This window comes from Ostreibacterium oceani (assembly GCF_009362845.1).
Taxonomy (GTDB): Bacteria; Pseudomonadota; Gammaproteobacteria; order Cardiobacteriales; family Ostreibacteriaceae; genus Ostreibacterium; species Ostreibacterium oceani.
The window spans coordinates 111,198-137,948 of the sequence record NZ_WHNW01000004.1; the positions used below are offsets into that span (position 1 = coordinate 111,198).

The following is a 26,751-nucleotide window of genomic DNA, read 5'->3' on the forward strand; positions in this document are numbered from 1 at the left end:
CGACATGCTAAGGCAAAAGCAAACTGAGATATTGATCAATGCTGGGTTGCATGAAACGCGGGCAGCACTACTTGAAAATAGTATTTTACAAGAGGTCTATATTGAGCGCCAAGCATCAGCGGGCATTGTAGGGAATATTTATAAAGGCAAAGTGGTTCGCGTTTTGCCTGGTATGGATGCAGCTTTTGTCGATATTGGTCTGGAGAAAAATGCGTTTTTGCATGTCAAAAATATTGTGGCGTCACGTCAAAGCCTAGCGGATAAACAAAGCATCACAGACTTTGTTTATCAAGGCCAGACTTTATTGGTGCAAATACTCAAAGAGCCGCTAGGCAACAAAGGTGCGCGGTTATCGACTGATATTTCAATCCCATCGCGATACGTCGTGTTTTTGCCTAATGCAAGCGATATTGGGGTTTCTACGCGTATCGAAGATGAGTCAACGCGTCAGCATATCAAGGCCTGCATCGAAAAATTTTCAATGGGGTTGCAGGGTGGGTATATTGCACGTACCGCAATTGAAAAAACAGATGCATGGGCATTGCATTCTGATATTCAGTATTTGCATAAAATTTGGCAACAAATCCAAGACAAAGCGCAAAGCGCGCCCGACAGCAGTTTGCTGTATGCGGGATTGCCGATGCATTTACGCGTATTGCGCGATTTGGTCGATGAATCGGTCGTTCGCATCCAGGTCGACTCTGTGGCATGGGTCAATGAAATGAATCAATTTATTCAGGACTTCTTTCCTGATAATTTAGGCTTAGTCAGTTATTACGGCGCTGAACGTCCGATTTTTGATTTATATAGCGTTGAGGATGAAATTGACAAAGCATTACGGCGCAAGGTGACGTTAAAATCGGGTGGGCATCTCATGATAGACCAAACCGAAGCCATGACGACCATTGATGTCAATACGGGTAAATTTGTGGGTGCACAAAACCACGCCGAAACTATCTTTAAAACCAATTTAGAGGCCACCAAAAGTATCGCAAGACAGTTGCGGCTGCGTAATCTAGGCGGTATTATCATCATTGATTTTATTGATATGTTAGATACGGTCCATCAACAGGCGGTCGTTGATTCGTTAGTGGAGGCAATGGATGCAGGGTACAGCCGCTACACGATTGAAGCCATGTCTAGTCTCGGTTTGCTGCAAATGACACGAAAGCGCACCCGCGAGAGCTTGGGGCATATTTTGTGCGAAACGTGCCCAGCTTGTCATGGACGCGGCTATGTCAAAACGATTGAAACCGTTGCTAATGAGGTCATTCGTGAAGTGATTCGTGAATCGGTGCAATTTAAACCCCAGCGGATTAAAATCATTTGTGCGCACGAAATCAATTATTATCTCAGTGAAGAAGCCCCTGATATTTTAGCGGATGTTGAGGAAACATTAAAAATACCGATTACGACGAAAGTGGATGAATATTATGCGCGTGAGCAATACGATATTGCAGTGTATTAGCCAATGGTTAATTCATCAGCGTGTTGATGACGCGCGGATGCCGTGCTGCGTAACCGTCAAGGTTAAGGGACTATATGTGGCGTAAAGTAGGCAAATTCTTTTACCGCTTAGCACGTATTTTACTGTTATTATTTATTGTGCTGGTCACTTTGTTGGCTTTGGTGCTGAAAAATCCTAATTGGGTGATTGATTTTGCACAGGCAGAGCTGGCTAACTATGGCATTGAATTAAAAATCCATGAAGTCAGCGGGGAATTCACGGGGCTAAATTATGCCCTGACAGGGCGTGTCTCTACGACCGATTACCATGGCATTGCGGTTGAATCGGCAGACATCAATATGCAGGTGAATTGGTGGCAGTTTATTCGGTTTGACAAATTGTTGGGTGATATCACGGTAAAACAAGCAGCACTTACCGTTGATCCTGATGCAACGCGAGCTGGCGTGATGCAGACCATTAAACGCAAAAAAAGTGAAAAAAGGCAGGGCGCGGATTATGTGGAAAATACAGAAAGCATAGTAGGTAACGCGGCAGATGACGTGGCAGGCGACGTGGCAGGCGACTGGACAAGTGGAGAGTCACGGTTTAGTGAGATCCACTGGCTATTTGAGTCGGTTAAAGTCCAGGTAAATGACCAAGCATATACTGCACGCGGAGAGGGGCAGGGCATCAACACGGCGAATATTGAATTAATCACGGCTAACAAAGAAGCGCTGCGCCTTGATTATGTCCATGAAAAATCGGCGTTAACTATTCAAAGCCAAGCATTAGATATTTCAGCCTATACCAACCAGTCTGCACAATTGCAGCAGGTTAATGCACAGATTAATACCCGCGATTGGCTAGCCAGCCAAATCGAGGCGACCGTCGAATATGCGGGTATTCAGGGTGATATAACGATGCAGGGTGATGGCAATGATCAAGTCAAAATGACCGCTAATGTGGCAGATAACACCGTTGAGTTGTTGGCCAAGCGAATAGCCGGAGGGGCAAAAATCACCTTTGCGAATCAAGACTTGACCCATTTTATGCCGTTGCGGGATTGGATTGCTGAGGTGTTTCCCGTTAAGCATTTTTCTGGTTTGGCGACTGGAGAAGTCGTCTACATGGCGCAACAGGGCATTACCCAAGCGGACTTGACGCTGGTAAATCCAAAAGTTTCGCATGCAACAGGCCAATTCAGTGCGGCTGGGATGAATTTGACCTATCAAGAGGCAACAGTCGATTTTACCGTCGCGTTTAACGAAAATTCACAGGTGTTACCATTATTGGCGCGTGGGGATAAGCCGTTGGTTTTGAGCGGTCAAGTCAACGGGCGCTATCAGGTGGCCTCCAAAACACTCTTGATTGAGGATGGCCGCTTAGCTGATGATACGATAACTGCTTTGGTTTTTAAAGGGCAATTGCAAGAGAAAGCGTTTGAAATATCAGGTGAATTGACTGATGTGGCGGTTGATGGCATCGTCGATTATCTACCCCAGCAAGTCAACAAGCAATGGTTAGAATCATTAACAGTAGGGCTTGTCTCGGGCAAGACAAACCAAACGACCTTTGCGATTTCAGGTCCAACGAACGCTTTTTTTGCGAGTGAAGCGTCTCGGCTTCAAATCCACAGTCAAATCCAAGACACGGTGATTCAGCACCCACAAAATGCGCAGCAAGCCACGATTGCTCATGCGGATATTGCCATTGATAATCGGGCTATTACTATTGATAACGCCAAAGTAACGACTAATGGTGTCACGGTTGTCTCACGCATTAATATACCTGATATCCAAATCGGCGAGGTTCAAGTCGGCGAGGTTCAAGCCGACATAGCGCTGGCCGAAACCCCGATTGCGGCATTGGCTGAGTTAGCCAGTAAAAATGGGCTAGCTGAGGCGGTGCAAAAAATCAACCAAGAGATCGACCTGACGGGGAGTGTAAGTGGCGATTTGTCGTTGTTATTCGATATAAAAACACGAAAGTGGCAAGTCAGCGCACAGCCTGTTATTAAGCTGCAAAAGCTAATGGTGGCGCGTTATCCTGATATCGATTTTCAGGCGATTAACGCCCGTGCAACGATTCGGGATAACCAATTGGATAGTGCCGAGGCGACAGGGCGTATCAATGGGCAGTCAGTGGTTGGGGATTTGACCAATAAAATGACCAATAAAACGACTAATAAAACGACTAATAAAACGACTAATAAAACGACCGAAAAATCAGGTTATGAAATTGACTTGAAAGGAAAAACAGACGCAGTTAGTTGGTTGGCGATTTTTGGGGTGATCGATGCAAAACAGCACAGTCTGTTATCAACCTATGGTGTCATCGATAATGCCCCAGTTGATAGTCGGGCAACCATCCGCTTAGATAAGCATTGGCGGTTTGTTAGTGTCAGTGGTGAAAGCGAGCTTGATGGTATCGCGCTCAATGGGTTTGACGCAATAACCAAGCCTAAGCAGCAAAAAGCACGCACACGATTTAGCTATAACCATCAGACTAAGCAAGTCGATTTTAGTATGGAAAAATTGCTAGATTTGGCAATACAGTTAGACGATAGGGGTAGGAGGATTGATGGACTGTTGTTAGCAGCAGGAGAAATAAAACCAACATCTGCAAGCACGCCATCTTCAGATGCCTCGTCGAAAACCTCGTCGAAAACCGCTTCAAAAGCGGTGGGATTTGAAGCCAATACAATAAAAATTCACCTACATAGTCCGCGATTTGATTGGCAGTCCTTTAACCAGTTTTATCACGATTGGTTGTCCAAGAAAGGGGCAGATAATAGTGCCACAGACAATAATGCCACAGACAATAGTGCTAGGCGAAAACAAATACTAGCAAATTTAACCGTAAAACTGGACATCAATGTTGACGATTTGCGTTTTGATAAGACGACCAGCTTTCCGTTGGTTTTGTGGGGCAGTTTGAATGATATGACAGTCGTGAGTCCTTTGATGAATGGGCGGATTCAGTATCAGCCAAATCAGTTTGATGCCCAGCTGACTCGGCTAAACCTAAGTCAATGGATAGACATGATTAAGCCCAAAGAAACGGCGCAGGATAAGCCTACTGATTATCGGTTAGGCGACTTTGCCAAAGCCTTTCCACAGATGAAAGTCGCAATCGAAAAAATTATTTATAACGACCACGACATTGGTCGGTTTGATTTTAAAACCAGCATTAATGAAGGCCAGTACAGCATTGATGAGATGCTACTGACGGGGCCAGACTATTATTTAACGATTTCAGGCTACGAAGACAAAGAAGCGCAAGGTATTACGACCAAAATTCAAGCCGATTTCAAAAGTGAGCGCACCCAAAATTTGATTAGCCAATTGGCGTTAAACGAAGTGATGGAAGCTGATCAATTTGATATGGCATTTGATTTAGCATGGCCTGGAAAGGCGCATAGTCTGAATATTCGTCAAAGCTACGGCACCGCTAGGTTGTACGGACAAAATGTCAAATTAACCGAAGTCAAACCAGGGGTTGGCGGTGTGCTAGGGCTGATGGATTTTGGTAGTATTTTAAAACGGATTAGCTTGGATTTTTCAAATTTAACGAGTTCTAAGCTAACCTTGGACACCATCAATGGTACTTGGAATATCGGGGGTGGGCGTGCGGTGACCAATGATTTTAAGGCGGATGGTTCGTTGATTTCAATGCAAATAACAGGACCAATCGATTTGTACCGCCGTGAATTCGATAATCTGTCGATTGTGGTGATACCAAGCGCTAGCAACGTGTTGCCGATTATTGGCACGGTCGCTGGCGGTGCGCTGGGGGCGGCTGCAGGCGTCGTGGTACAGCAGGTTATTGGGGATGAGTTGAACAAGGTGGCGGGCATTCCCTACACGCTGTCTGGCAAATGGCTAGACCCTGAATTAAAGCTAACCGCTGCACAAGCGTCGGATGAGAATGTGCGCGACTCAGGCTTTGGGGATAAATAACGTGAATCATAATACGCAAGCCGTTTCAACAGCTGATTGTCGTGACTACCCATGCGAGCAAAGTCAGGCGCTAGTGCTACTCAATGGCGATAAAGTGCCGTTGGCTGATTTGCCGTTTGCCTTGTCAGCATATGCGCTGGTGGTTTGTGTCGATGGCGCGTGGAATCAGCTGGTTGCAGACGGTGATGATGAAAAAGTGCATCAAATCATTGGTGACGGTGATTCCATTTTAGACCCTGCGCCAAGCAAATGGCAAATAGCACACGACCAATCGACCACGGATTTCGAAAAGACACTGTTATATTTAGATAAATTAGGGTTTAATCAAGCCGATATCTACTGGGGTAGTGGCGGAGAAATGGATCACTTTTTGGGGAATTTGGCGGTCGCTGCGCGTTATCATGACCGTATTCGTTGTGTGTTTTATGATCAACATCAGGCGTATTTTTTTACCCAGACGGCTGTTAGGTTGCACGGTCAAATCCATCAGACCATTACGCTATATCCGTTTCCAGCAGCAACGGTGAGTAGCGATGGACTGCGCTATGAACTACATCAAACCGATTTAGCAATAAAAACCCAACAAAGCCTACGCAATGAAATAATAGAAACCAAGGCTCACCTAACGGTCAGCGGCGATTTGTGGGTGTTTATCACGAGGTAATGTTGGGTTTATGAGTTGCTTTTTCAGCCGTTCATCGTCCATGGTAAAGCCTTTGCGGATGTATTCGTTAAGGCGTTTGGTGGCCCAAATTCTAAATCGCGTGGCCATTATGGAGTTGACACGATAACCCAATGAAATAATCATATCCAGGTTATAGTGTTTGGTCTGGTATTTTTTACCGTCTGCGGCAGTTCGTAATAATTTCTTACTAACTGAATCCTCCTGCAATTCACCTTCGGTAAATATGTTTTTGATGTGCTGCGTAATGCCGGGCCGTTCTACTCCATAAAGACTTGCTAACTGATCTTGCGTAAGCCAAACATCATTTTCGTTTAAGCGTACATCGACCGAAACTTGTTCATCCACTGTTTTAAAGATGATGAATTCTGAATTATTTTTTGGCTCTTCCATATTCCTCATTGTGCTTTTTTATCAATGTTTCCAACGCAATTTTTGAACCTTCCCTTGCTTGTGTAATCGTGCTTTCTTTTCTTTTCTTTCGTCCGTGCGTAGGGAAAGATACACTCTTTGACAAGCTTTGGCAGGTGCGGTTGGCTTGAGCGGCTTGGCAATGTGTGTGGCTTTAGGTGTATTCATTAGTTTATGATCTTTTTAAGTTCCTTTTCAGTAGTCTTCAACTTTAGATTTAAGTCCACCTTCTCATTAAATTTTTTACTTCTTGAAATTGCTGATTTAAGCTTGGCAACTTTCTTTTTCAATTGGTCTATTTCCTGCTGATTTTGCAGGATTGAATCCATAGACTTTTTAGATAAATCAGGCTTTCCTGTTAGTTGAACACAAAGGTCTTTATGCACTGCATCCAATGAGTTTTTAAGATTGATTTGAAAGGGTGTGGTTGCCAAATCAAACCAATCTGAGGTGAATGTCCAATCAACTACTGAAATGTCTTCATTCGTTGGGTGAGGGTGCTTTACTGCAGTGGAAATATAAGCTTGTTCTTTGAACTCAACCCAAAAGACTATGTGATACGGAATTGCCTTGTTAATGATTTCAAGGATTTTCAGGATATCCGTCTGTTCTTTCAATTCTACCTTAAAAACCTGAATTTCCTTAATATCCTTGGCTTCTAAGTTTACTGTTTCAGTTGATAATTTGTGGATCCAAGTAATGCGCTGAATACCATCCGTAAACTGCTTCTTTTGTTTGGTGTTGGTGTACTCATCAAAGGCATTCTTTGGTACAACACGACCTACTTTTGTTCTTGAAGGTAAGTTGAAAAAGTCCATTTAACGCACGATTAAAAATGATACTAATTTAAAGTCTTCAATACCTTTTATCTTTTCCTGCAGCGCTGTAGTTCCACCTGATTTGAATAAGCTTAACACTTCTTTTTCTTCTTCCTTTTGGAGGATAGTACTTATGCTATGCTTGAGTAATGACGAATATTCATCCATTTGGTGGTAGTCATCTGTTTGTTCGCTTAATTCCTTGCATACTTCTTCAATTGGTGCCGTTTGTCCTTTGCAAAGCATACGCATCGCATCTAATATCTTTTTAGAATCAACATGATTTAAGATGAGCTCACCGCTCATCTTCATATACACCAAGTAGTAGGGGTGTAATCTGTTTAGCTTATTGATATTGACACTTGAATTGACATTCTTCAAAACAAATATTGCCCCACTTTGAAGAATTGGGCTTGATTTAACAACAGCATGCAATCCTTCTGGAATATTCTTCAATTCACCATACTCCTTAATCATGTTGGATAGATCCACTCTAAAGTCATTCAATCCAAGGTCGGTAATACTGACTCCTTCTCTTAAATCTTCCAAGTCAATTACTTCATCCTGCAGCCTTTGTAATTGAATTTTACGGTACTCTAAGTCTTTATCTTCTGTGTTGAGAATGTTATCATCACCTGTGCTTGCCATGTTGCTGATAAGCATCTTGTTCTCCACACGCTGCTTGAGGTTGATATAATTATCGAGAGTAACATCAGGCCAAAAGTTGACCATGGTTATGCTGCCATTCTTCGAGCCAATCCTATCTATTCTACCGAAACGTTGAATGATTCGCACTGGATTCCAATGAATATCATAGTTGATTAGTAAATCACAATCTTGTAGGTTTTGACCTTCCGAAATACAGTCTGTGGCTATCAATAAATCAACAGAGTCTGAGATTCTTGGATATAGCTGAGCCTTGTCTTTAGACAATGGCGAAAAGCAAGTAAGGATAGCATTGAGGTCTGACGGTATTTTCTTGGAAGTACAAATCTTACGTGAACCTGTAATGAGTGCTGTGTTTATGCCATAGTTTTCTTTAAGTGACTCGCTAATATTTTCAAATAGGTAGTTTGCGGTATCAGCAAATGCAGTGAAAACTATTGCCTTTTTGTTCTCATGGTTAAAAGGTTTTTCAGCCTTGTTATTCAAAAGCTCAACTAAGCTTTGAAGTTTTGCATCATTGGCTCCTGTAATGTCTACAACCTTGCCCCATAGGTGATTCAGAACAGTAAGGTCTTCATTCAGGTCTTCCTGCCACTTGGTAGTGTCCATGTCAGCAATGTGTATCTTAATTTTCTTCCCAATTACCTGCTCTTCATCTGCCCAATTTGATTCAAAGTCATAATTCTCATCGCTAAGGATTTTGTGGATTCCCTCATAGTCATCCGCATCACCTTTATCTATGGTTTTAATAGCGTTTTCAATCTGACCGATAATACCTTCCAAAGTAAGACGGAAAGAGTCGACAGAACTCTCTAAACGCTTGAGTAAGTTGATACGCATGAGAATACGCAAACTCAATTCTCTATCTACCTGAGATAGTTTTCCTGAACCTGAACGCACTTCTTTATCGTACAAATCCGCATACGCCTGAACCTTGCTTGGCAGAATGTAATTCAATGGCGTGTAAACAGATAAGTTTAGTAGGGTAAGCTTTTCAGCAATATCCACATAAGTAACATCATCAGAATCAGTTAGCGGACTTTGAATGGGCACTGGCTTATTGCGAGTAGGAAAATTCCCAATAGCTGTGGTGTCGTAATAAGTGGTTATGTGTTTCCTTGATCGTGCTATGGTCAATGAGTCCAATATCTCAAAGAAGTCAAAATCGAGCATGTCTAAGAGCTTCTCTGTGGTACGTTCAGCTGTTTCGTATTTACTCCAAATATTGAAAGCTTGTTGTGCCTTTCGGAAGATTTGGTCAATGCTGCTTGCGGTGTCTAATTTGCTATCTATATTCTCCGTATCACCTTCATACGCCAAAGCTAATTGGTTTCTTAAATCGTTGAATCTGTTATTAACAGGAGTAGCAGAAAGCATCAATACTTTTGTTTCAATTCCTTCTTGAATGACCCTGCGCAATAATTTCTGATAACGATTTTCCCTGTCTACAACTGTATTGTTGTTTCTGAAGTTGTGTGATTCGTCAATGACAATTAAGCCATAGTTTCCCCAATTCACCGATTCGAGATTACGACCGTTACTTGTTCCACTTTCTCTACTAAGGTCAGTATGGAATAACACATCATATCTGAAGCGGTCAGCCGCTAATATGTTGTTCTTATCGTTGTGGCGATAAGTGTTCCAATTGGCTTCTAATTTCTTAGGGCAAAGCACTAATGCGTCCTTATTCCGCATTTCGTAGTACTTAATGACGCCCAAGGCTGAGAATGTCTTACCTAGACCCACAGAGTCAGCGATAATACAGCCCTTGTACTTCTCTAGTTTATTGATAGCACCAATAACTGCATCTTGTTGGAAATTATAGAGTTTGTTCCATACGAGTGACTCTTTGAAGCCTATTTGTTCGTTAGGAAGGTTGTCTAATGACAGGTCTTCAAGAAAGTCATTGAAAATATTGTATAGGGTAATGAAATAGATGAATTCAGGGCTATTTTCCTTGTAAGCACTTTCGAAGTAGTCCTGAACTTTCTGTGTTACATCTTTTAAGTCTTCTTCATTATCCCATATCTGATTAAACCAATCTAAGTAGTCATTGCTATCAGGGTATTCCGCTTTTTGGATAAGCGTAGGGAACCCTTTTTTGTGTGTAATTCCTAAATCGGAGGTGGTGAAGCCATTAATGTTTGAATACGCTTGTGCATTCTTATCGCCTTGATCAACATGTATCATCCCATTAAGGGGTTGGTTATTGTGTTTATTGGATTTAAATGTGACTTTTCCCTTTACCCACCTTGAACACTCTTTGGCTATGGCCCTTTGGTTGAGTTGGTTCATCAATCTCAACTCAAACTCACCACCACAAAGTTCTGACTCCCTTACTATGTGTGGTATGTAGAATTTTCTGCTCTCTTTCTGAAACTTCTCTTCAGTGAAGGTAGGTGTGCTAAAAATGAAACGCAATTCATCAATCTTGCCCAACTCTTTTTTAAGTGCTTCAAAAGCATAGATTGAGAACGTAGAAGCGGCAATACTGAGTTTACTGCCTTTTCTTATGGTCTCCTTTAGGTCATCACCCAAGCGTGTATTTATATTGTCGATTAGCTTCATATAGGCATTAACTCAATTGCACAATGTCCATTAGTTTCTCGTAACCGCTCACTTTCTCAAATCTCACTTCTGCACCGCTTATTTCCTTAAAGTGTTCGGTAGCGCAGTGGATTTTTAGCTGTTCTATTTCTCTCAGATCTAAGTCGGAATCTGACCCTTTTGTTTCTGCTACAAAATAGATATGGCGCACCTTGTCTTTATCAAATACTATCGCCCAATCAGGGCTGTAGTTAGCTACTGGTGTAGAGACATAGAAACTTTTTGGAAGCTTGGCATACACCACAACTTCAGTGCTGTTTTCTAATGCAGTAGCAAAGTCTGATTCAATTTTAGAGTCGGAAGTAAGGAAGTCGTAAATGTGCTTTTTGAGCAATTCCGACTTGCGCAATGCAAACTTATCATTGGTGAACACGGTCTTGGCGTCATGCCGTTCTTCGGTCTTGTGATATACAATGTTGTTGATAATAAGGCTTGCTTTTACTTCATTGATCAGCTTGCTGCACTTGCCTATAAACTCTTCTGGATTCTTACGAATGAGCAAGAACTTCTCCTGCTTAATCTTCTTGAGTATTTCTACTATGGTTCTTCGGGTAAGATTGGTTTGCACTTCTATTTCACCTACTACATCATAGACCGTATTGGAATACAAATCATTCTTGAGCTTGAAGTTTTCTCGTTTTGATTCTTTAATCAACTCGCCATGCTTCATCTGTTCCGCAGAACCGTCTTTTAGCTCTCCTGTTTTCACTTCATACACACGATCACCAATGTTGAGTTGGGCATCTATTTTGACTTTCGAATCCTGAATAAGCTGCTCTGTATCGAACTGTACTTCGTAAATGGTTTTCAGGTTTATCTTATCCCAAAGAGCTTGAAACTCCTTCTTAGCGAAGTTCTTGTTGGTGTTGAGTATGACCGTTTGACGTTCATCTTCTGGCTTGAACTCAGCACCTGTGTAAATAGTCTGTAATAGTTTGCAAACAGCTTCTTTAAAGGGTTCAAGCTTCTCTGGTAGCGCAATTTTGCCTTGCTCAATTAGCTCTTTTCCTTTAGGGGTGATTTTGTATTCTTCATCAATTATTTCCCCAACAATCAGTTTAAACTGAAGCTTCTTTGCATCATCTTCTGTTAAGCGCAGCTCTTCACCTTTTTCATTGGTAATGAGTTTGCTCACGAAGTAATCTACTTCTGCTTTTTGTGGTCTGTCTTTGAGGGTATCGGCTATTTCTTTCTGTAATCCTTTGGCAAAGGCTTCATAGCTCTCAGAGGCAATAACGGTAAGCTTGTTCAACTCATGGACCTGATCGCCAACCAATTCAAAATCTTGACGGACTCCACGTTTATCTACACACAAACGCATACCACGTCCTACTTCCTGTCTGCGTCTGGTTAAACTGCCACTTTCTGCATGTTTTAAGGCGCATATTTGAAATACATTCGGGTTATCCCAACCTTCTTTCAATGCTGAGTGTGAGAAGATAAAACGGGTAGGTTCTTCAAAGCTCAGTAATCTTTCCTTGTCTTTCATAATCAAGTCGTAGGCTGAAACATCTTCTGATTCTTCTGAACCTTTCTTGGTAGTTGGATCTACGGTTTTCCCTTTCTTATCTATTGAGAAATAGCCATTGTGCACTTGGTCTGCTGAATCTCTTTTGAGGTATTCTCCAAAGTTGGTTGGCATGTAGCCTTTATGCACCTTGATTGGGTCTGTGTCTTTTAGAAAGTCGTTGTATTCCTGCTCAAATAGGTCTAAGAACTCGTTCTTGACCTTGTTGTATTCTTCTTCAAATATCTGAGCGTATTCACCCAATTGCTGTTCTCCTAATTCATCATACACACGGTATTTCTCCACGGTATCAATGAAGAATAGAGATAAAACTTTTATACCCTGACCAAAGAGCTGTTTTTCCTTTTGCAGGTGTGAGAGGATACATTCACGAATCTGAACTCTGCGGAATGCGTGTTCATCTTTATCATTGAGTATATCACCTGGATAGACATCTTGACCACCAACCACAATTTTATTGAGGTAGCCATTTATCTCGGTTACCGTCTGGTTCTTATAAGCAGGCATATTGCCCGACTGCTCATACAAGTTGTAACCTTCAGCTACTTTAACTCGCTTCTTGCTTATGGTGCCTGAGGCTGTGCGCTTTTCATGCTCAATGATTGCAAAAGGAGGCTTGTCGGTACTCAGGCTAATACTTTCTAAATACAAATAACCATTCGTTCCGGTTGAGCCTTTTAGGTTGATTCCTTTTACCTGTATTTTCTTAACCAATCGTTTATTGTAGGCGTCCAAGGCATCTAAACGATAGATTTTATTGTACTCCACCTTGTGCGTAGCTGAATAGCGTAGCGTGAAGAGTGGATTAAAGTCCTGCATGCTCGCTAAAGTCTTTTCACCATCCACTGATTGCGGTTCATCAATAATTAAAATCGGGTTGGTCTGAGCTATAATATCAATAGGTCTTCGTGTACCAAATTGGTCTAACTCCTGATAGATACGCCTGGCATCTTTACCACTGGCATTGAATGCCTGGGTATTGATAATCATTACACTGATACGGCTATCAGAGGCGAAATTCTCAATGTCCTGTGGACGACCTGAGTTGTAAATGAATGGATTGATCTTGTGCCCGTAGCGTTCTTGGAAGTGGTCTTGTGTTACCTGAAAAGATTTGTACACCCCTTCACGAATGGCAATGCTGGGTACAATGACAATAAACTTGCTCCATCCATACTTTTTATGCAGCTCATACATGCTGCGGATATAGGTATAGGTTTTACCTGTACCTGTTTCCATTTCTATGGTGAGGTTGTAGCCTAACTTTACACCTTTAGGACGTTCTATCTGTTGGCTTTCATGCAGGTCGTTTTGCTTTTGGACTTCCTGAATGTTCTTCAACATCTGCGTTTCCATGAGTTGGATAGCGGCATTGCGGTACCCAATTTCTTCTTCTAAAGAAAGAGCAGCTTGCGCACTGCCCCCTGAAGCTACCAATTTGGCATTCCGTACCAATTCTTTGCTGCGCTCTAAAGTGAAGCGATTGGTTTTGAGGGATTGCCCTTCAAAACAATCTACTACAGCCTGAACTGCATTGACCTGAAAATCTTGTTCTTTAAACTGTAGTTTCATAACGCATTAATCTTATTGATTATTGATACTGCATCTGCTTGCAATTGAGTGAATGCAAACCATTTTTTGCCAAGATCCTTAATAGACGCCCCGATATGATATACCTGTTTTCCATCAAATATCATAAAGCGGTCATGAGCATCTTTGAAAACAACAGCTTTTACTTTAGGGTACTGTCCATTATGTTTTTCTATATCAAGTTGAAGTTGCTTGGATATGGTTTTTGTGTAAATAATTACTTCTACCTCCTGATTTCTCTTTGAAAGCAGTGTGAGAACCGTGTCATCAACATAATTGTCGATGATCTGGATTGACTTTTTAGCTGTTCTAATCAAATCAGAAACAAAAGCATAGGCATCATACGTTTGACCATTAAAAAAGACCCCCTGTTTTGGAGGCTGATTTTTCGATTCTAACGCTGTAAACACTTTAGCGAATTTTTGATCGTGATCTGCCAATTTCAATTGAATACCATCCATTCTTTGTAATAACCCTGCATGAGAACTAATCACTTTTCTCATCTCGACAAAAGCATCCATTATTTGAAGGCTTACTTGAATGGCTGTGGAACTTTTTAATACTGCTGAAAGCATGGCTACTCCTTGCTCTGTGAATGCGTATGGCATAGACGAAGAATGCTTGAGGGTTTCTAACCGGTCACAATTTGTGACCAGTTCATCTCTCTCCTCTGTGGTAAGTTGAAATCGAAACTTTTCAGGGAATCTTTCTATGTTTCTTTTAACAGCTTGATTTAAAACTTTCGTTTCTACATCATACATTTCGGCAATGTCGCGATCAATCATTACTTGAGTATCTCTGATGGTAAAGATTCTATTCTCAATCTCAAGTAGACTGTATTTTTGTATTGCTTTGTTCATCAAATAGTAACCTTTGTTAGCGGTCGCAAATTGCGACCGCTTTAAATCACTTTCATTTCAGTTTCTGGACTTAGCTGCTTGAGTAGCTGCTTTACATTGGTTTTGGCAGTATCATTTTTAAAGCCACTATCTTTGAACACTATGCGCAAGGGTTCATCTTTGGTAATGGCTTTGGCAAAGTCTTCATCAATACCGCTATCAAAGCAAGCATATAGTGAGTTCTCTGCTACTTTAAAGACCTTCTTGCCTGATACATCTACCTGCTCAATCTTGAGCGATAGGGGTAAGCCCCAATCCAACATCACTTGTGCCAATAAATCATCTGCAGAGCGGTCTGATTTTACATTGTCTGCAAAGAGGTCTAAGTTGCCTTGGTCATAGTCTTGCGGCTTGTAATAGACATCTTGCATGTTGCTTTCATCCAAGCGATAGACACGGAATCCATAATCTATATCAGCCTTGGTTTCTTCTTTGATTTTTTTGGCTGCTCTACGGATTCGTTCTTTTGCTATTTCACAAATATTTCGATAGCCGTCTTTATAGGCTTGTGTTTTTTCTTCAAGCAGTTCTGGAAGTTGAACTTGAATACACTTTCTGTTCCCTGAATCTTCGGCATTCTTTGATATTACAGCATGAGCAGTAGAACCTGAACCTGAGAAAAAGTCTAAAACAACGTCACCTTTTTCAGCATCGGTGGTTAATGTAATTATTCGCTTTATTAAGTCTACTGGTTTTGTGTATGTGAAGTAGTTGTGGTCAAATAATTGAAGAAAGTCAAGTGTAGCTGATTGAGTGCTTCCCACTTCTGTATAATCCAAAACTGACCTTTGTACAACCTTTTTTGCTTCTGTGAGATATTGCTTCTTACGTGGTGATTTACTTTTTCCATCTGCACCCCAATAGAGTCTTCCTTCTTTTACATGTTGGGCATGGGTCTCTTTAGAATAAGCCCAAACAGCAGTTTCACGAGGCCATACTTCTTCACCTGTAGTTGGGTTTATTAATGGATAATATAGGTTTGGTCGTTCATCTTTGTTCTTGTTACATGTATATGCTGCAGAGTTCCACGGTCCATTAGGGTCATTATCAGGGTTCTTATAGTAAGAGTTTTGTTTTTCTGATCGCTCTAATCTGTTTGGATACCAAGTTTCTTTGTCTTTGGCAAAAACTACAAGGTATTCATGATCTGAACTGAACCACTGAGAGTCATTTGCTGGTGATACTCGTTTCTTCCATACAAGCTTCGAAACAAAGTTAATTTCACCAAAAATGTCTTTACAGATTTTCTCTAAACTATCTACTTCATTATCATCAATAGAAATAAATATAGCTCCATCCTTGTCGAGTAAATTTCTCGCCAATTTTAACCTTGGATACATCATGCTTAACCAATCGGAATGATAGCGTCCTGCTGTTTCAGGGTTGGCTACCAAACGTTGGTTGTACTCGTCTTTTTGTCCGCTTTCAATCAGTTCTTCTTGGGCATCTTTGCTAAAGTTGTCTTGGTACACAAAATCTTTGCCTGTGTTGTAAGGCGGGTCTATGTAGATCATCTTAATCTTACCCAAGTAGCTTTCTTGTAATAGCTTGAGTACTTCTAAGTTGTCGCCTTCTATGTAGAGGTTTTCGGTGTTGTCAAAGTTTACAGAGTCTTCTCGTACAGGGCGTAGAGTTTTAGTAGTGGGCAAGTTGGCGGTTACTATGGCTTCTCGTTTCCCTGGCCACTCCAAACGGTAGCGTTCTTTATTGCCTTGTACCACGGCATGGCTCAGCTCTTGTTTGAGCAGGTCAAAGTCTATGGCTTTGCCTTCTGCACTTTCCGTAACGCAGTTGGGGAATAGGTCTGCTAACTTTTCAAAGTTTTTGTTTACCAGGTCGGGTGATTTGAGGTCTAATTTATCTGTATCCATTTACTTTTTTTCTTTAGTTGAGACGATTAAGTCTTTCATATCTACGTCTAATATTTTGGCAATGTCGGCAAAAACCAAATATGCTATTTGCGCGTTGGCTTTTGCATGCCGCACAACAGGGTTATAGGTCATACTAAACATTCGTTTATTCGTCATAGTATACGAGATACAACCACAAAGCAATCGTTGTGCTCAAATGCCTAGCGCCAGCGAGCATAACCATGATGCTGGTTGGACGCTACAATCCGCTAAATCAAAACCACCTACAAAAACTGCCCACGAAAGCTGCCTACAAATAAAATCTGTCTTAGAAAGGGCAGTTACACAGTTGAATGACCGTTTATTATCCCTTGGGGGCGGCGGATTTGATGGCATCGGTTGCCTGTGCGGCATATTGCGTGAAGTTTTCATTAAACATTGCTGCCAGCGATTTGGCCTGTTTCTCATAGGCAGATTGGTCTGCCCACGCATTTTTAGGGATTAGGATATTATCAGGTACGCCAGTGCATTTGGTGATAATTTCAAAGCCAAAAACCGAATCCGTTTGGCTGGGCGCATTGGCTAGTTCGCCTGCGTTAATCGCATCAATAATGGCGCGTGAATAAGCCAGCTTGATACGTGAACCAACGCCATAAGCACCGCCTGACCAACCCGTGTTGACTAGCCAGACATTGACTTTGTGCTGTTGCATTTTTTGCGCTAACAATTCGGCGTATTTGGTCGGATGCCAGACCATAAATGGTGCGCCAAAGCAAGCGGAGAAAGTGGCTTCGGGTTCGGTAACGCCCATTTCAGTGCCTGCCACTTTGGCGGTGTAGCCTGAAATAAAGTGGAACATGGCTTGCTCAGGACTGAGTTTGGCGACGGGCGGCAATACACCAAAGGCATCACAAGTCAAAAAGACAATATCGCTAGGATGCCCCGCTAGGCAAGGAATACGGGCGTTAGAAATGGCCTCGACAGGGTAGCAGCCGCGCGTATTTTGTGTGATACTAACATCGCTATAATCGACTTGGTGTTGGTCGTTGAATTTGACATTTTCTAGTACCGAGCCAAAGCCCAACGCGCCGTAAATCTCAGGCTCTTTTTCCGCGCTAAGATCGATGACTTTGGCGTAGCATCCGCCTTCGATGTTAAAGATACCCGTATCGGTCCAAACATGCTCGTCGTCGCCGATTAGCTCACGATTAGGGTCTGCTGATAAAGTGGTTTTGCCTGTGCCTGATAGCCCAAATAAAACGGCTGAGCGTTCGCTATTGATTTCGGCAGTGGCTGAACAGTGCATGGGTAGCTGTTGCTGTAATGGCATCAGGTAATTCAAAATAGTGAATACGCCTTTTTTCATTTCACCTGCGTATTCGGTGCCAAATATCACCATTTCACGGTGCTCGAAAGAAAGCGAGACGGACGTATTGGAGGTAACCCCTTCAATGCCTTGGTCGGCATCCACGTGCCCTGCGTTATAGACGACGTAATCGGGCTCGCCAAAGTTAGCTAATTCGGCTTCATTAGGGCGAATCAGCATATTGTGCATAAATAACGCGTGGTAAGGGCGCGAGGTGATGATGCGTATTTTTAAGCGGTATTGTGTATCCCAGCCAGCGAACCCATCGACGACATAGAGTCTTTGCGTCTCATTCAGCGAGGTGATTGCTTGGTCGCGTAATTGAATGTGTGAGGCCTCAGGCAATGGTCGGTTAATGTCACCCCACCAAATGTTTTGCGCTGAATCGGGGTGTTTGACGACACGTTTATCTTTGGGTGAGCGCCCTGTTTTTTCCCCAGATAGTGCAACCAAAGCCCCTGAGGCGGCAATCGCACTGCCAGCTTCGTATTTGATGGCCTCTTGGTAAAGTACCGCTGGCGCTGCGTTACGTAAAATGATGGGTTGGGAAATTCCGTTAATAGTTACGCTCATATTGTCTCTCGATGCAGGTTAATTAGGGTTGTCTAACCAGGGTTATCTAATCAGCGTTGTCACAACATAGGGTGACAATCGTTTCAAGGCGCATACCATAACACAAAAGCGACATTTTTTCCTTAAAAAAATCAACTTTTATGAAGGAAATATGGCAGTCTTGTACCTTGTGTCTAGGGTGGTGATTTTGGGGTATCAATCTCGGCGTTAATCTCGGCATCAATCTTGGCGTTAATCGCAGATTTAATGGTCAAAAAATCAACTTTTAAGGGGTCAGGGATGATAATGTCGGCGGGGATTTTGCGTAGCCAAGTGAGCTGTCGTTTGGCGAGTTGTCGGGTAGCAAAGATGCCACGTTCGCGCATTTCTTCCCAGGCGGTGTTCGTTTTGTTGTGTTGTCGAGTACGTTGAATATGGTCGTATTCACCGGCAAGGTATTGCCAAACCTGACGATAGCCCGCGCATCGCATTGACGGGTGTTCCGCGCTGAGCGTGTATTGCCGTTGCAGTGCGCGCACTTCATCGACTAAACCGAGGGCAAGCATGGCATCAAATCGCTGTTCGATACGCTGATGTAGCCACTGTCGATTGTCGGGGAAGAAAGCGATATGAAAAAAATGAAAGCTAGCGGGGGCTTGTTGCTCGGCAAATAACTCGCTTGGCGCACGGCCTGTCAACCGTGCAATCTCGACAAAACGAATGAGTCGCTGGGTGTCGTTACCCTGAATGCTGGCGGCAAGCGCGGCATCGATTTGGCTGAGTTCGTCGCGTAGCGCCTGATGGCCATGCTGTGCCAACGTATGGTGTAGTTGTTTGCGGAGCGATGAATCCGCTGCAGGCAGTGTGGCCAGTCCATCAATCAGCGCTTTGTAATATAACATAGTACCACCAACAAGCAGTGGGATATTGCCGCGCTGAGTGATTTGCGCAACGAGGTCGTTGACATCCGTCACAAACTGGGCGACCGAATAATGTGCCTCGGGTGAGATAATGTCCATTAAATGATGCGGGTAACGGGCCCTTAGTTCGGGCGAGATTTTGGCCGTACCAATGTCCATGGATTGATAAATTTGGGCGGAGTCCATATTGATTAGTTCAATCGGGAAACATTCGCTTAGCTGGATGGCCAAATCGGTTTTTCCTGCGGCAGTTGGCCCTGTGACGGCGAGAACTAGCGGTTTGACTAGCGGTTTGGCTTTGCTAACGGGGACAGGCATTTTACTCTCCGCGCAAGAATAACTTGTCCAGCATATCAATGGTTAATTGTGTCCACGTTGGGCGACCGTGATTGCAATAGTCGCTACGTGCGGTGCGTTCCATGTCGCGAAGCAGGGCGTTCATTTCATCGAGGGTGAGCTTGTGATTGGCGCGAACGGCGGCATGGCAAGCCATGGTTGAAATAATGGGGTAAATGATGCTTTCGTGTGCGCGATGACCCTCAAAATGGCCGAGTTGGTTGATGACTTCATGGACTAGTGCTTCACCCCGTTGGCTGCTAAGTAGGGCTGGCATCGTCCGTATTGCAAGGTGCGTCGGGCTAGTAAAATGCACGTCAAAGCCTAAATTAGCCAATGTCTCTGTCTCTGCCTCTACGGTGTCAATCTGTTCGCCAGTGAGCTCGGTAACGATAGGGACGAGCAAGGTTTGCGTGGCGATTGTTGCGGTATCAAAGCTAGTTTTCATGCGTTCATACACGATGCGTTCGTGTGCCGCATGCATGTCAACGATGATGAGGCCTTGGGTGTTTTCTGCCAAAATATAAATGCCATGAATTTGTGCGATGGCGCGCCCTAGTGGATAAGGGGTATCATCAGGTAGTGTGCCAGTAGATAATGCATCAGTAGATAATGCATTGGTAGATAGTGCTGCTACGTCGATTTGATCAGGATTTACCGTGTTATCGCGGTTAGCTGAATGGGGTAATAACTGGTAATCTGCAATACGGTTGCCTTGGTGTCCCGCTGTGTAGCTGGTGTATTTGGTGTTGAATAAGGCGCCTTGTGAAGCGCTGTGTGGGGTGCTATGTGAAGTGCTGTGTGAAGCGCTGTGTGGGGCATCTTGTTGCCTAGTTGATGGTTGGCTGGTTAATGACTGATTGACTGACTGATTAGCTGAATGATTGACTAACTGAGCTTGGCTTTGTGGTTTGGCAAGGGCGTGGTGCAGAGTAGAGTAGATAAAATCATGGACGAGTCGGCCTTGATGAAATCGGACTTCTTGTTTGGCTGGGTGCGCGTTGACATCGACTTGTTCGGGGGCGAGTTCGATGTGTAATAAAAAAACAGGCTGGCGTTGTCCATACAGGGTGTCGCGATAGGCTTGTTTGACCGCATGCGCGACCAACCGATCTTTGATGAAGCGACCATTGACATAAAAAAACTGTTTGTTGGCTTGGGACTGGGCGAGATTCGGGTGCCCAACCCATCCCCACAATCGCACGCCAGCGCGCACTTCGTCAATAAACGTGGTGTGCTCTTTAGCCGCTGGACCAAAAACATAAGCCAGTCGTGAGGCTTCGTAATTACTCGCGCCAGCGGCAAAGCGTGTGACTAATTTGTTGTTGTGGTGCAAGGCAAAGCTCACCTCAGGGCGAGAAATGGCAATACGTCTAAACCATTCTTGGCACTGGGAAAATTCAGATTTTTCTGTCTTTAAAAATCGTTTGCGCGCAGGAATATTAAAAAACAAATCCCGCACCCAAATAGTCGTGCCGATAGGATGCGCTGCTGCCGTAATGGTTTTTTGATTGGTAATCTGGTAGGCGTTATCCGATTCGGGGGTGCGCGAGAGGATTTGCATTTGGCTGACGGCGGCAATACTGGCTAATGCCTCACCGCGAAACCCCATTGACGTCACATGCTCTAATTCGTAGAGATTGCTGATTTTGCTGGTCGCGTGGCTGGTGATGGCCAGTGCCAAATCGGCCTCGCTAATGCCGTGTCCATTGTCAATCACGCGGATTGATTTGCTGCCCCCTGCTTCTAAATAGACGCTAATTTGGTCGGCGTCTGCGTCTAGACTATTCTCTAATAATTCTTTGACAATTGACGCAGGGCGCTCAATGACTTCCCCTGCGGCAATTTGGTTGACAAGGTGGTTGTCAAGTTGTTTTATTCGCCGCATAAGCTGTCATTCAATTCAGTTATCAATCCAATATCACCGATAAAAGCCACCGATAAAAGCCACCGACAAAATCAATCAGTGCCATAACCCATTGCCATAATTCAGTACCGTAACTCAGTGCCATTAAGGCGTTTCTTGAATGGCTTGGGATATTTGTTGTAGTAACGCTTGTGCCGCATCGGGTGTGGGGGTTTCATCCGCGATTTGTTTGACGACGGCAATTTGCTGATTGCCTTGGTCAGCCAATCCGACTTCGTAGCGGGTGATTTGGCGCTCGGTGCGCTTGATGAGGAATCCCGTTTCTTTGTCTTCGATTTTGGCGAATTGATACGTGCCGCTTTGGCGGTTTTGTCGTGTCAGTTCATACCCTGAGCGATCAATGGCAACACCCAGCAGAACCCACGCTTCGTTGAATCGTCCGTTGATGACTAATGCGGGCGTGCCATCCGCCAAACGCTCAAATGCGAGCGAAGACTGCTGGCGCTGACTGTTTTGTGCGTCTATTTGCTGTAAATTGCTGGCATTGTTGAGTAAGTAAAGGCTAAGGCGGCGTAGCATTTCAATTTCTAATTCAGGGTTGCGTGACGAACCCGCCCAGGCGTACTGTTTGACTTCGCGTTGGTTGGCTGTGCCTGCTGTGTTGGCATCAGAAATGGCTTCTTCGGTTGCGCCGTAGTGAGTTAGATAAACGTAAGTAACGTCATCGTGGTAGTCGATACGTGTGCGGAATTTGTCACGAATGCCTGAATCACGAATGCCGCTGAAAATATTGTTTAAAAATCCAGTAATTCCCGTAGAAGGCAGGTTGCCATTGGCTTGTAACCAATCGGTTTCCATGATGCCGATATTTTTGTCTTGGCGAACCAGTGGCAGTCCGTTATTGAGCCAGAAGGCGCTAGCACGGTCAAATACTTGGCTAGGGCTTGCTGTCATTTCTAGCCATGACACGTTGCCGTCAGAATGGATGTTGCGTAAGGCGGCGGCAAGACGGTCTTGTTCAGATTGTGTGTTGCTTCTTTCTTGTTGGTAGTCTGATAGCGCGGCTTTGTCGACACCTGATAGCTCTGGGATAGTCAGGCTGTCATCAATGCTGGATTGGGTTAGATCAGGCGGTATTTCTAATGGGTTGGTGGTGCGACTTTGTCGGTAATCAGGGCGATTGTCGGGTACCAGCGATTCAACATCGACGCTAGAGCAGCCGCTAATCCCAGTAAGCAACAAGCCAATAAGCATCAAGGTGAAAAATCTAGGGAGGGAGTTATTTTTGTTTATCATGGTTAGGTTCTGCTGTGTTTTCATTGTAGGTTGATGAGTAAATAAACGAATAATTAATAAGCGCGTCATTAAATAGATTAATTAAATAGATTAAATAGGCGCTATACAGTTTTTGGTAACGCAATATGTGCCGCTGACAAAGCGGCCTCGACGCATCCATAGTGCGCTTCATCAAGCGGCACAAGCGGTAGTCGAAGGGTGTTTTTAATATAGCCCATTTGTGCTAAAGCCCATTTTGTCGGGGCGGGGCTTGGCTCGATAAAAAGCTGCTTGTGTAAGGGTTGTAGACAATCATCGATGGCTTTGGCCGCGGCAAAATCGGTTTTAGCCAGCTCGCAAACCGACGCCATCAATTTGGGGGCGACGTTAGCCGTGACCGAAATGGCGCCCGCAGCGCCTTCGTGGATGATTTGGCAATTGATTGGATCGTCACCGCTGTAAATAGCAAAATCTGCAGGGCAAATCCGTAGCAATTCGCGGCAACGCTCGATCGTGCTGGCCTCTTTGATGCCGATAATGTGTGGAATTTCAGCGAGTTTTTTGACGGTTTCTGGGGCAATGTCGCTACAGGTTCTGCCGGGTACGTTATAGAGAATCAACGGTAAATCACAGGCAGCGGCAATAGCAGAGAAATGCGCAAACAGGCCGCGTTGGTTGGGTTTGTTGTAATACGGGCTGACGGATAAATGGGCATCACAGCCAGCGGCTTGGGCGCCTTTTGCCAGATGGATAGCCTCTGCCGTGCTGTTGGCGCCAGTGCCTGCAATGACGGGGATGCGGCCGTTGACTTTGTTGGTGACGAATTGGATGCACTGGATATGCTCTTCGGGCGTGACTGTCGGTGACTCGCCTGTTGTGCCGACGGCGACGATACCGCGCGTGCCCTGTGCAATATGAAATTCAATGAGGCGTTCTAATGCATCCCAGTCAATTTGACCGTTAGGTTGCATGGGCGTGACGATGGCCACTAGTGATCCTGTAATCATAAACAGAACTCCTTTAATAAAGCTAGATTGACACCAATATTAACGCCCAAATCGAAAAATAACAACCATTGTTCGATGAAATGTTGTTGAGTAAGTTATGGATGGGCTACTGGACGGCAGTCAATGTTCGCAAAGGTTGATTGGTGTGAGAGACTATTCGGGCTGGTCAATATCAATTAATTTGGCTGGCAGGCTTTTGCCGCAGTGTGGGCAAGCGTCTGTTTTTGCGCTTTGGTTTTTGGAGGACATGGCCATTTGGTTTTGTAGAATTTTGTTGGCTTCTTCGGGCTCGATATCGAATTGCTCTTGTAGTGTTTTTAAGTGCTGGTATTCTTCGGGAGTGATAACGCCGTCTAGCAGAGCTTGTTTGACCGCGTCGCGATAATTGTCTTTGTTTTTATGGAGCTGCTCAGAAAATGCCGACGCCAGTATGCCCGCAGGTAGCGCGACAATGCCAATGCCAATGACGGTAATCAGCCCGCCAAAGACTTTACCCATCGGGGTAATCGGCGTGACATCGCCGTAACCGACGGTGGTGAGTGTAATCAGTGCCCACCACATCGCTTTGGGGATACTGCCAAAGGCTTCGGGCTGTGTCTTGCCCTCGATTAAGTAGATAAAGCTAGACGCAATAATCAACATAATTACCAGCACAAAGCACGCCGCCGCAAAAGAGCGACTTTCGTTGCGCAGTACAGTTAGCAGCGTGGTGATGGTCGAATTGTAACGGGTAAGCTTGAAAATCCGCAGTAACCGCAAAATACGCAAGAATCGCAGGTCGACAGAAATGAAAGCCAGTAACATCGGTAAAATCGCAAGTAAATCAATGATTGCCATGGGCGACATGGCGTATTTTAGACGGGCTTTGCTGGGTGGTAAGTCTTTGTATTTGGGGAGGTCTGGCGCAATCCATAGGCGCGCAAGGTATTCGACACTAAAGACACTGACTGCAACCACATCGATATAGCGTAATATATGGCCGTAAGTGCCGCTGATGCTAGGCTCTGATTCGAGGACAATCGAAATGATGCTGATAATGATGAGGCCAATAATCAACAGATTAACCGTGATGCTGAGCCTGTCCCTGCTGCTGTCATCTAGGGCTAAGGTAATTTTTTTTCGAAGCGGCGCAGTTTTGCTAGGCATACATGTTATAATTTAGTTCGATAGCTAGATTTTAGCAGAAACTCACCGATTGACGAAGCAATTAAGGTATATTCATGGTATCAGCATTGACAGCAGGGGAATTAACAATAGGGCAGGCGGTTCCACCGTTTGTGGGGCAAACCAATCAAGGGCAATGGCAGTTGACCGATTTTCTGGGGCAACAGGTGATTGTTTATTTTTATCCCAAAGACAATACCCCAGGCTGCAATAACGAAGCGCAAGACTTTAACCGCGCTATGCCAGAGATACAGTCGAAAAACGCAAGCGTCGTTGGGGTGTCGCTGGATAGCCTCGCCTCGCATCAAAAATTCAGTGATAAGTTTGATCTGACCTTTCCGCTGATAGCCGATGAAGATAAATCAATCAGTGAGTTATTTGGTGTGTATCAGCAAAAACAATTCATGGGTAAAACCTTTATGGGGATTGTCAGAAGCACCTTTGTCATCGATGAATCAGGTCACCTAAAACACGCTTGGCGACAAGTTAAAGTCAAAGGGCATGTTGACGACGTGTTATCGGTGTTATAATACGGGGTTTATAAATAATTGCCCTACAAGTAAGCGTCTTACAAGCGAATTGCTAATTGTTGGTCTTTTTGTTAATTTTTTATTAATTTTTTTGTTAATTTTTTTATGGCAGTAATATATTGATGGAAAAAACGCCAAAGCAAGTGGCATTTTTAATGCTAGAAAATTTTTCTATGATGGCTTTTTCGTCGACAATCGAGCCGATGCGTGCCGCTAATCGGTTGTATGGTCGAGATTTGTTTCAGTGGCAGCTGTTTTCTGTGGACGGTGGTCCTGTAACGGCAAGCAACCAAATCCAGCTAACGGTAGATGGTGCGATGGCGGCCATTAAACGCCCCGATTTGATTGTGCTGTGCAGCGGATTAGATGTCCAGCACATAGACTACAAAGCAATTAGCAAGATTTTATGGCCCTTTGCGAGCAATGAATCGGTCAGTATCGTTGGTGTCTGTACGGCGCCTTATATCTTAGCCAAATGTGGCCTGCTAGACCGCAGTCGTTGTACGATTCACTGGGAGAATTTAGCCAGTTTCCGTGAGGAGATGCCAGCACTGCTAGTGACTAACAATATCTATGAGATTGACGGTAACCGGATGACGTGTTCGGGTGGAACCGCGCCAATCGATATGATGCTGGAATTGATTCGGCAATCGTTTGATCAAGACTTAATGTTGGCGGTTGCCGACCAGTTTATGCACGAACGCGCAAGACCTGCGGATGAATCGCAAAAAATGGCAGAACATGTCCTCACATCACGGCAGTCGTCCAAACTCGCCGAAGCCATTCAGATTATGCAAAACCATATCGATGATCCGTTGTCTACCAATGAGGTCGCAGAAATTGCGGATGTGTCTTTGCGCCAATTAGAGCGTTTATTTAAAAAGTATAAAAATACAACGCCACAGCGTTATTATTTGTTCCTGCGGTTGCAACAAGCGCGGCGGTTGCTGTTGCAAACGAGTTTGTCAGTGTTGCAAGTGACGATTGCAACGGGGTTTTCCTCGCAGTCGCACTTTACTAAATGCTATCGTGATTTGTTTCATCATACACCTGGCAGCGAACGCAAAGTCATGCGAATTGATAAAACGACAGCCTTGGACGAGCCGTTAAGTGAGTCATTGAATGACGCGTTAGAAGAGGCGCTGGATGCGGCGAGGCGCTAGCGGATGCGTTAAATGGCGATTAAATGGGCAATTAAATCACGATTAAAAAATCCCGCTGAATGAATCGCTCATTCGCGGGATTTTTGATTTTTTATCGACTCTGAAACTAGGCGG

18 protein-coding genes are annotated in these 26,751 nt (G+C 44.0%); 5 read left to right on the forward strand and 13 right to left on the reverse strand.

The genetic code is table 11. From position 1 onward, the window contains the following. Positions 1-4 precede the first annotated feature (4 nt). The 3 genes from GCU85_RS04870 to GCU85_RS04880 all read left to right on the forward strand — a co-directional run bounded on the left by GCU85_RS04870 (position 5) and on the right by GCU85_RS04880 (position 6,070). Positions 5-1,468, forward strand: a complete 1,464-nt coding sequence (locus GCU85_RS04870; RefSeq protein WP_152809940.1) for an Rne/Rng family ribonuclease — start codon at positions 5-7, stop codon at positions 1,466-1,468. Between the two features lie 74 nt (positions 1,469-1,542). Next, on the forward strand, positions 1,543-5,406 hold the full coding sequence (locus tag GCU85_RS04875) for a YhdP family protein (protein WP_152809942.1): 3,864 nt from the start codon (positions 1,543-1,545) through the stop codon (positions 5,404-5,406). Between the two features lies 1 nt (position 5,407). Continuing rightward, the gene (locus GCU85_RS04880) at positions 5,408-6,070 is read left to right on the forward strand and encodes a thiamine diphosphokinase (RefSeq protein ID WP_218110546.1); all 663 of its coding nucleotides are present in this window, start codon (positions 5,408-5,410) and stop codon (positions 6,068-6,070) included. Here the strand turns inward: GCU85_RS04880 and GCU85_RS04885 are convergent. The 13 genes from GCU85_RS04885 to GCU85_RS04940 form a co-directional block, all read right to left on the reverse strand. Next, positions 6,029-6,481, reverse strand: a complete 453-nt coding sequence (locus GCU85_RS04885) for a virulence RhuM family protein (protein ID WP_218110547.1) — start codon at positions 6,479-6,481, stop codon at positions 6,029-6,031. The two genes, GCU85_RS04880 and GCU85_RS04885, sit on opposite strands and share 42 nt — an antisense overlap. A 185-nt stretch (positions 6,482-6,666) precedes the next feature. Next, positions 6,667-7,317: a DUF4391 domain-containing protein gene (locus GCU85_RS04890; RefSeq protein WP_152809948.1), complete on the reverse strand. Its 651-nt coding sequence runs from the start codon at positions 7,315-7,317 to the stop codon at positions 6,667-6,669. Beyond that, positions 7,318-10,551: a helicase-related protein gene (locus GCU85_RS04895; protein WP_152809950.1), complete on the reverse strand. Its 3,234-nt coding sequence runs from the start codon at positions 10,549-10,551 to the stop codon at positions 7,318-7,320. 7 nt (positions 10,552-10,558) lie between these two features. Next, a complete protein-coding gene (locus GCU85_RS04900; RefSeq protein ID WP_152809952.1) occupies positions 10,559-13,690 on the reverse strand; it encodes a type III restriction-modification system endonuclease in 3,132 nt (1,043 codons plus the stop codon). After that, positions 13,687-14,568: an ORF6N domain-containing protein gene (locus GCU85_RS04905; protein WP_152809954.1), complete on the reverse strand. Its 882-nt coding sequence runs from the start codon at positions 14,566-14,568 to the stop codon at positions 13,687-13,689. The genes GCU85_RS04900 and GCU85_RS04905 overlap by 4 nt, the downstream gene beginning before the upstream one ends. Positions 14,569-14,609: 41 nt before the next feature. Then, a complete protein-coding gene (locus tag GCU85_RS04910) occupies positions 14,610-16,478 on the reverse strand; it encodes a site-specific DNA-methyltransferase (RefSeq protein WP_152809956.1) in 1,869 nt (622 codons plus the stop codon). Further along, entirely contained in the window at positions 16,479-16,619 is a 141-nt protein-coding gene (locus tag GCU85_RS09975) for a hypothetical protein (protein WP_218110548.1), read from the reverse strand. Between the two features lie 202 nt (positions 16,620-16,821). Next, complete coding sequence (gene pckA / locus GCU85_RS04915; protein WP_152809958.1) at positions 16,822-18,396, reverse strand: phosphoenolpyruvate carboxykinase (ATP); 1,575 nt, start codon at positions 18,394-18,396, stop codon at positions 16,822-16,824. Positions 18,397-18,569: 173 nt separating this feature from the next. Next, complete coding sequence (miaA, locus tag GCU85_RS04920; protein WP_152809960.1) at positions 18,570-19,613, reverse strand: tRNA (adenosine(37)-N6)-dimethylallyltransferase MiaA; 1,044 nt, start codon at positions 19,611-19,613, stop codon at positions 18,570-18,572. A gap of 1 nt (position 19,614) precedes the next feature. Further along, the gene (mutL, locus tag GCU85_RS04925; protein ID WP_152809963.1) at positions 19,615-21,519 is read right to left on the reverse strand and encodes a DNA mismatch repair endonuclease MutL; all 1,905 of its coding nucleotides are present in this window, start codon (positions 21,517-21,519) and stop codon (positions 19,615-19,617) included. 123 nt (positions 21,520-21,642) lie between these two features. Then, positions 21,643-22,794, reverse strand: coding sequence for an outer membrane protein assembly factor BamC (gene bamC / locus GCU85_RS04930; RefSeq protein WP_218110549.1), 1,152 nt, complete (start codon positions 22,792-22,794; stop codon positions 21,643-21,645). 101 nt (positions 22,795-22,895) lie between these two features. Next, positions 22,896-23,780 carry a 4-hydroxy-tetrahydrodipicolinate synthase gene (gene dapA / locus GCU85_RS04935; protein ID WP_152809967.1) on the reverse strand — a complete coding sequence of 295 codons (885 nt, stop codon included), beginning with the start codon at positions 23,778-23,780 and terminating at the stop codon, positions 22,896-22,898. A gap of 153 nt (positions 23,781-23,933) precedes the next feature. Further along, positions 23,934-24,926 (reverse strand): ion transporter, encoded by a 993-nt coding sequence (locus tag GCU85_RS04940; RefSeq protein WP_152809969.1) that lies wholly within the window; start codon positions 24,924-24,926, stop codon positions 23,934-23,936. A 74-nt stretch (positions 24,927-25,000) separates the two neighbouring features. Between GCU85_RS04940 and GCU85_RS04945 the strand changes: the two genes are divergently transcribed. Continuing rightward, entirely contained in the window at positions 25,001-25,474 is a 474-nt protein-coding gene (locus GCU85_RS04945; protein ID WP_152809971.1) for a peroxiredoxin, read from the forward strand. A 122-nt stretch (positions 25,475-25,596) separates the two neighbouring features. Next, on the forward strand, positions 25,597-26,637 hold the full coding sequence (locus GCU85_RS04950) for a GlxA family transcriptional regulator (protein ID WP_152809973.1): 1,041 nt from the start codon (positions 25,597-25,599) through the stop codon (positions 26,635-26,637). Positions 26,638-26,751 lie beyond the last annotated feature (114 nt).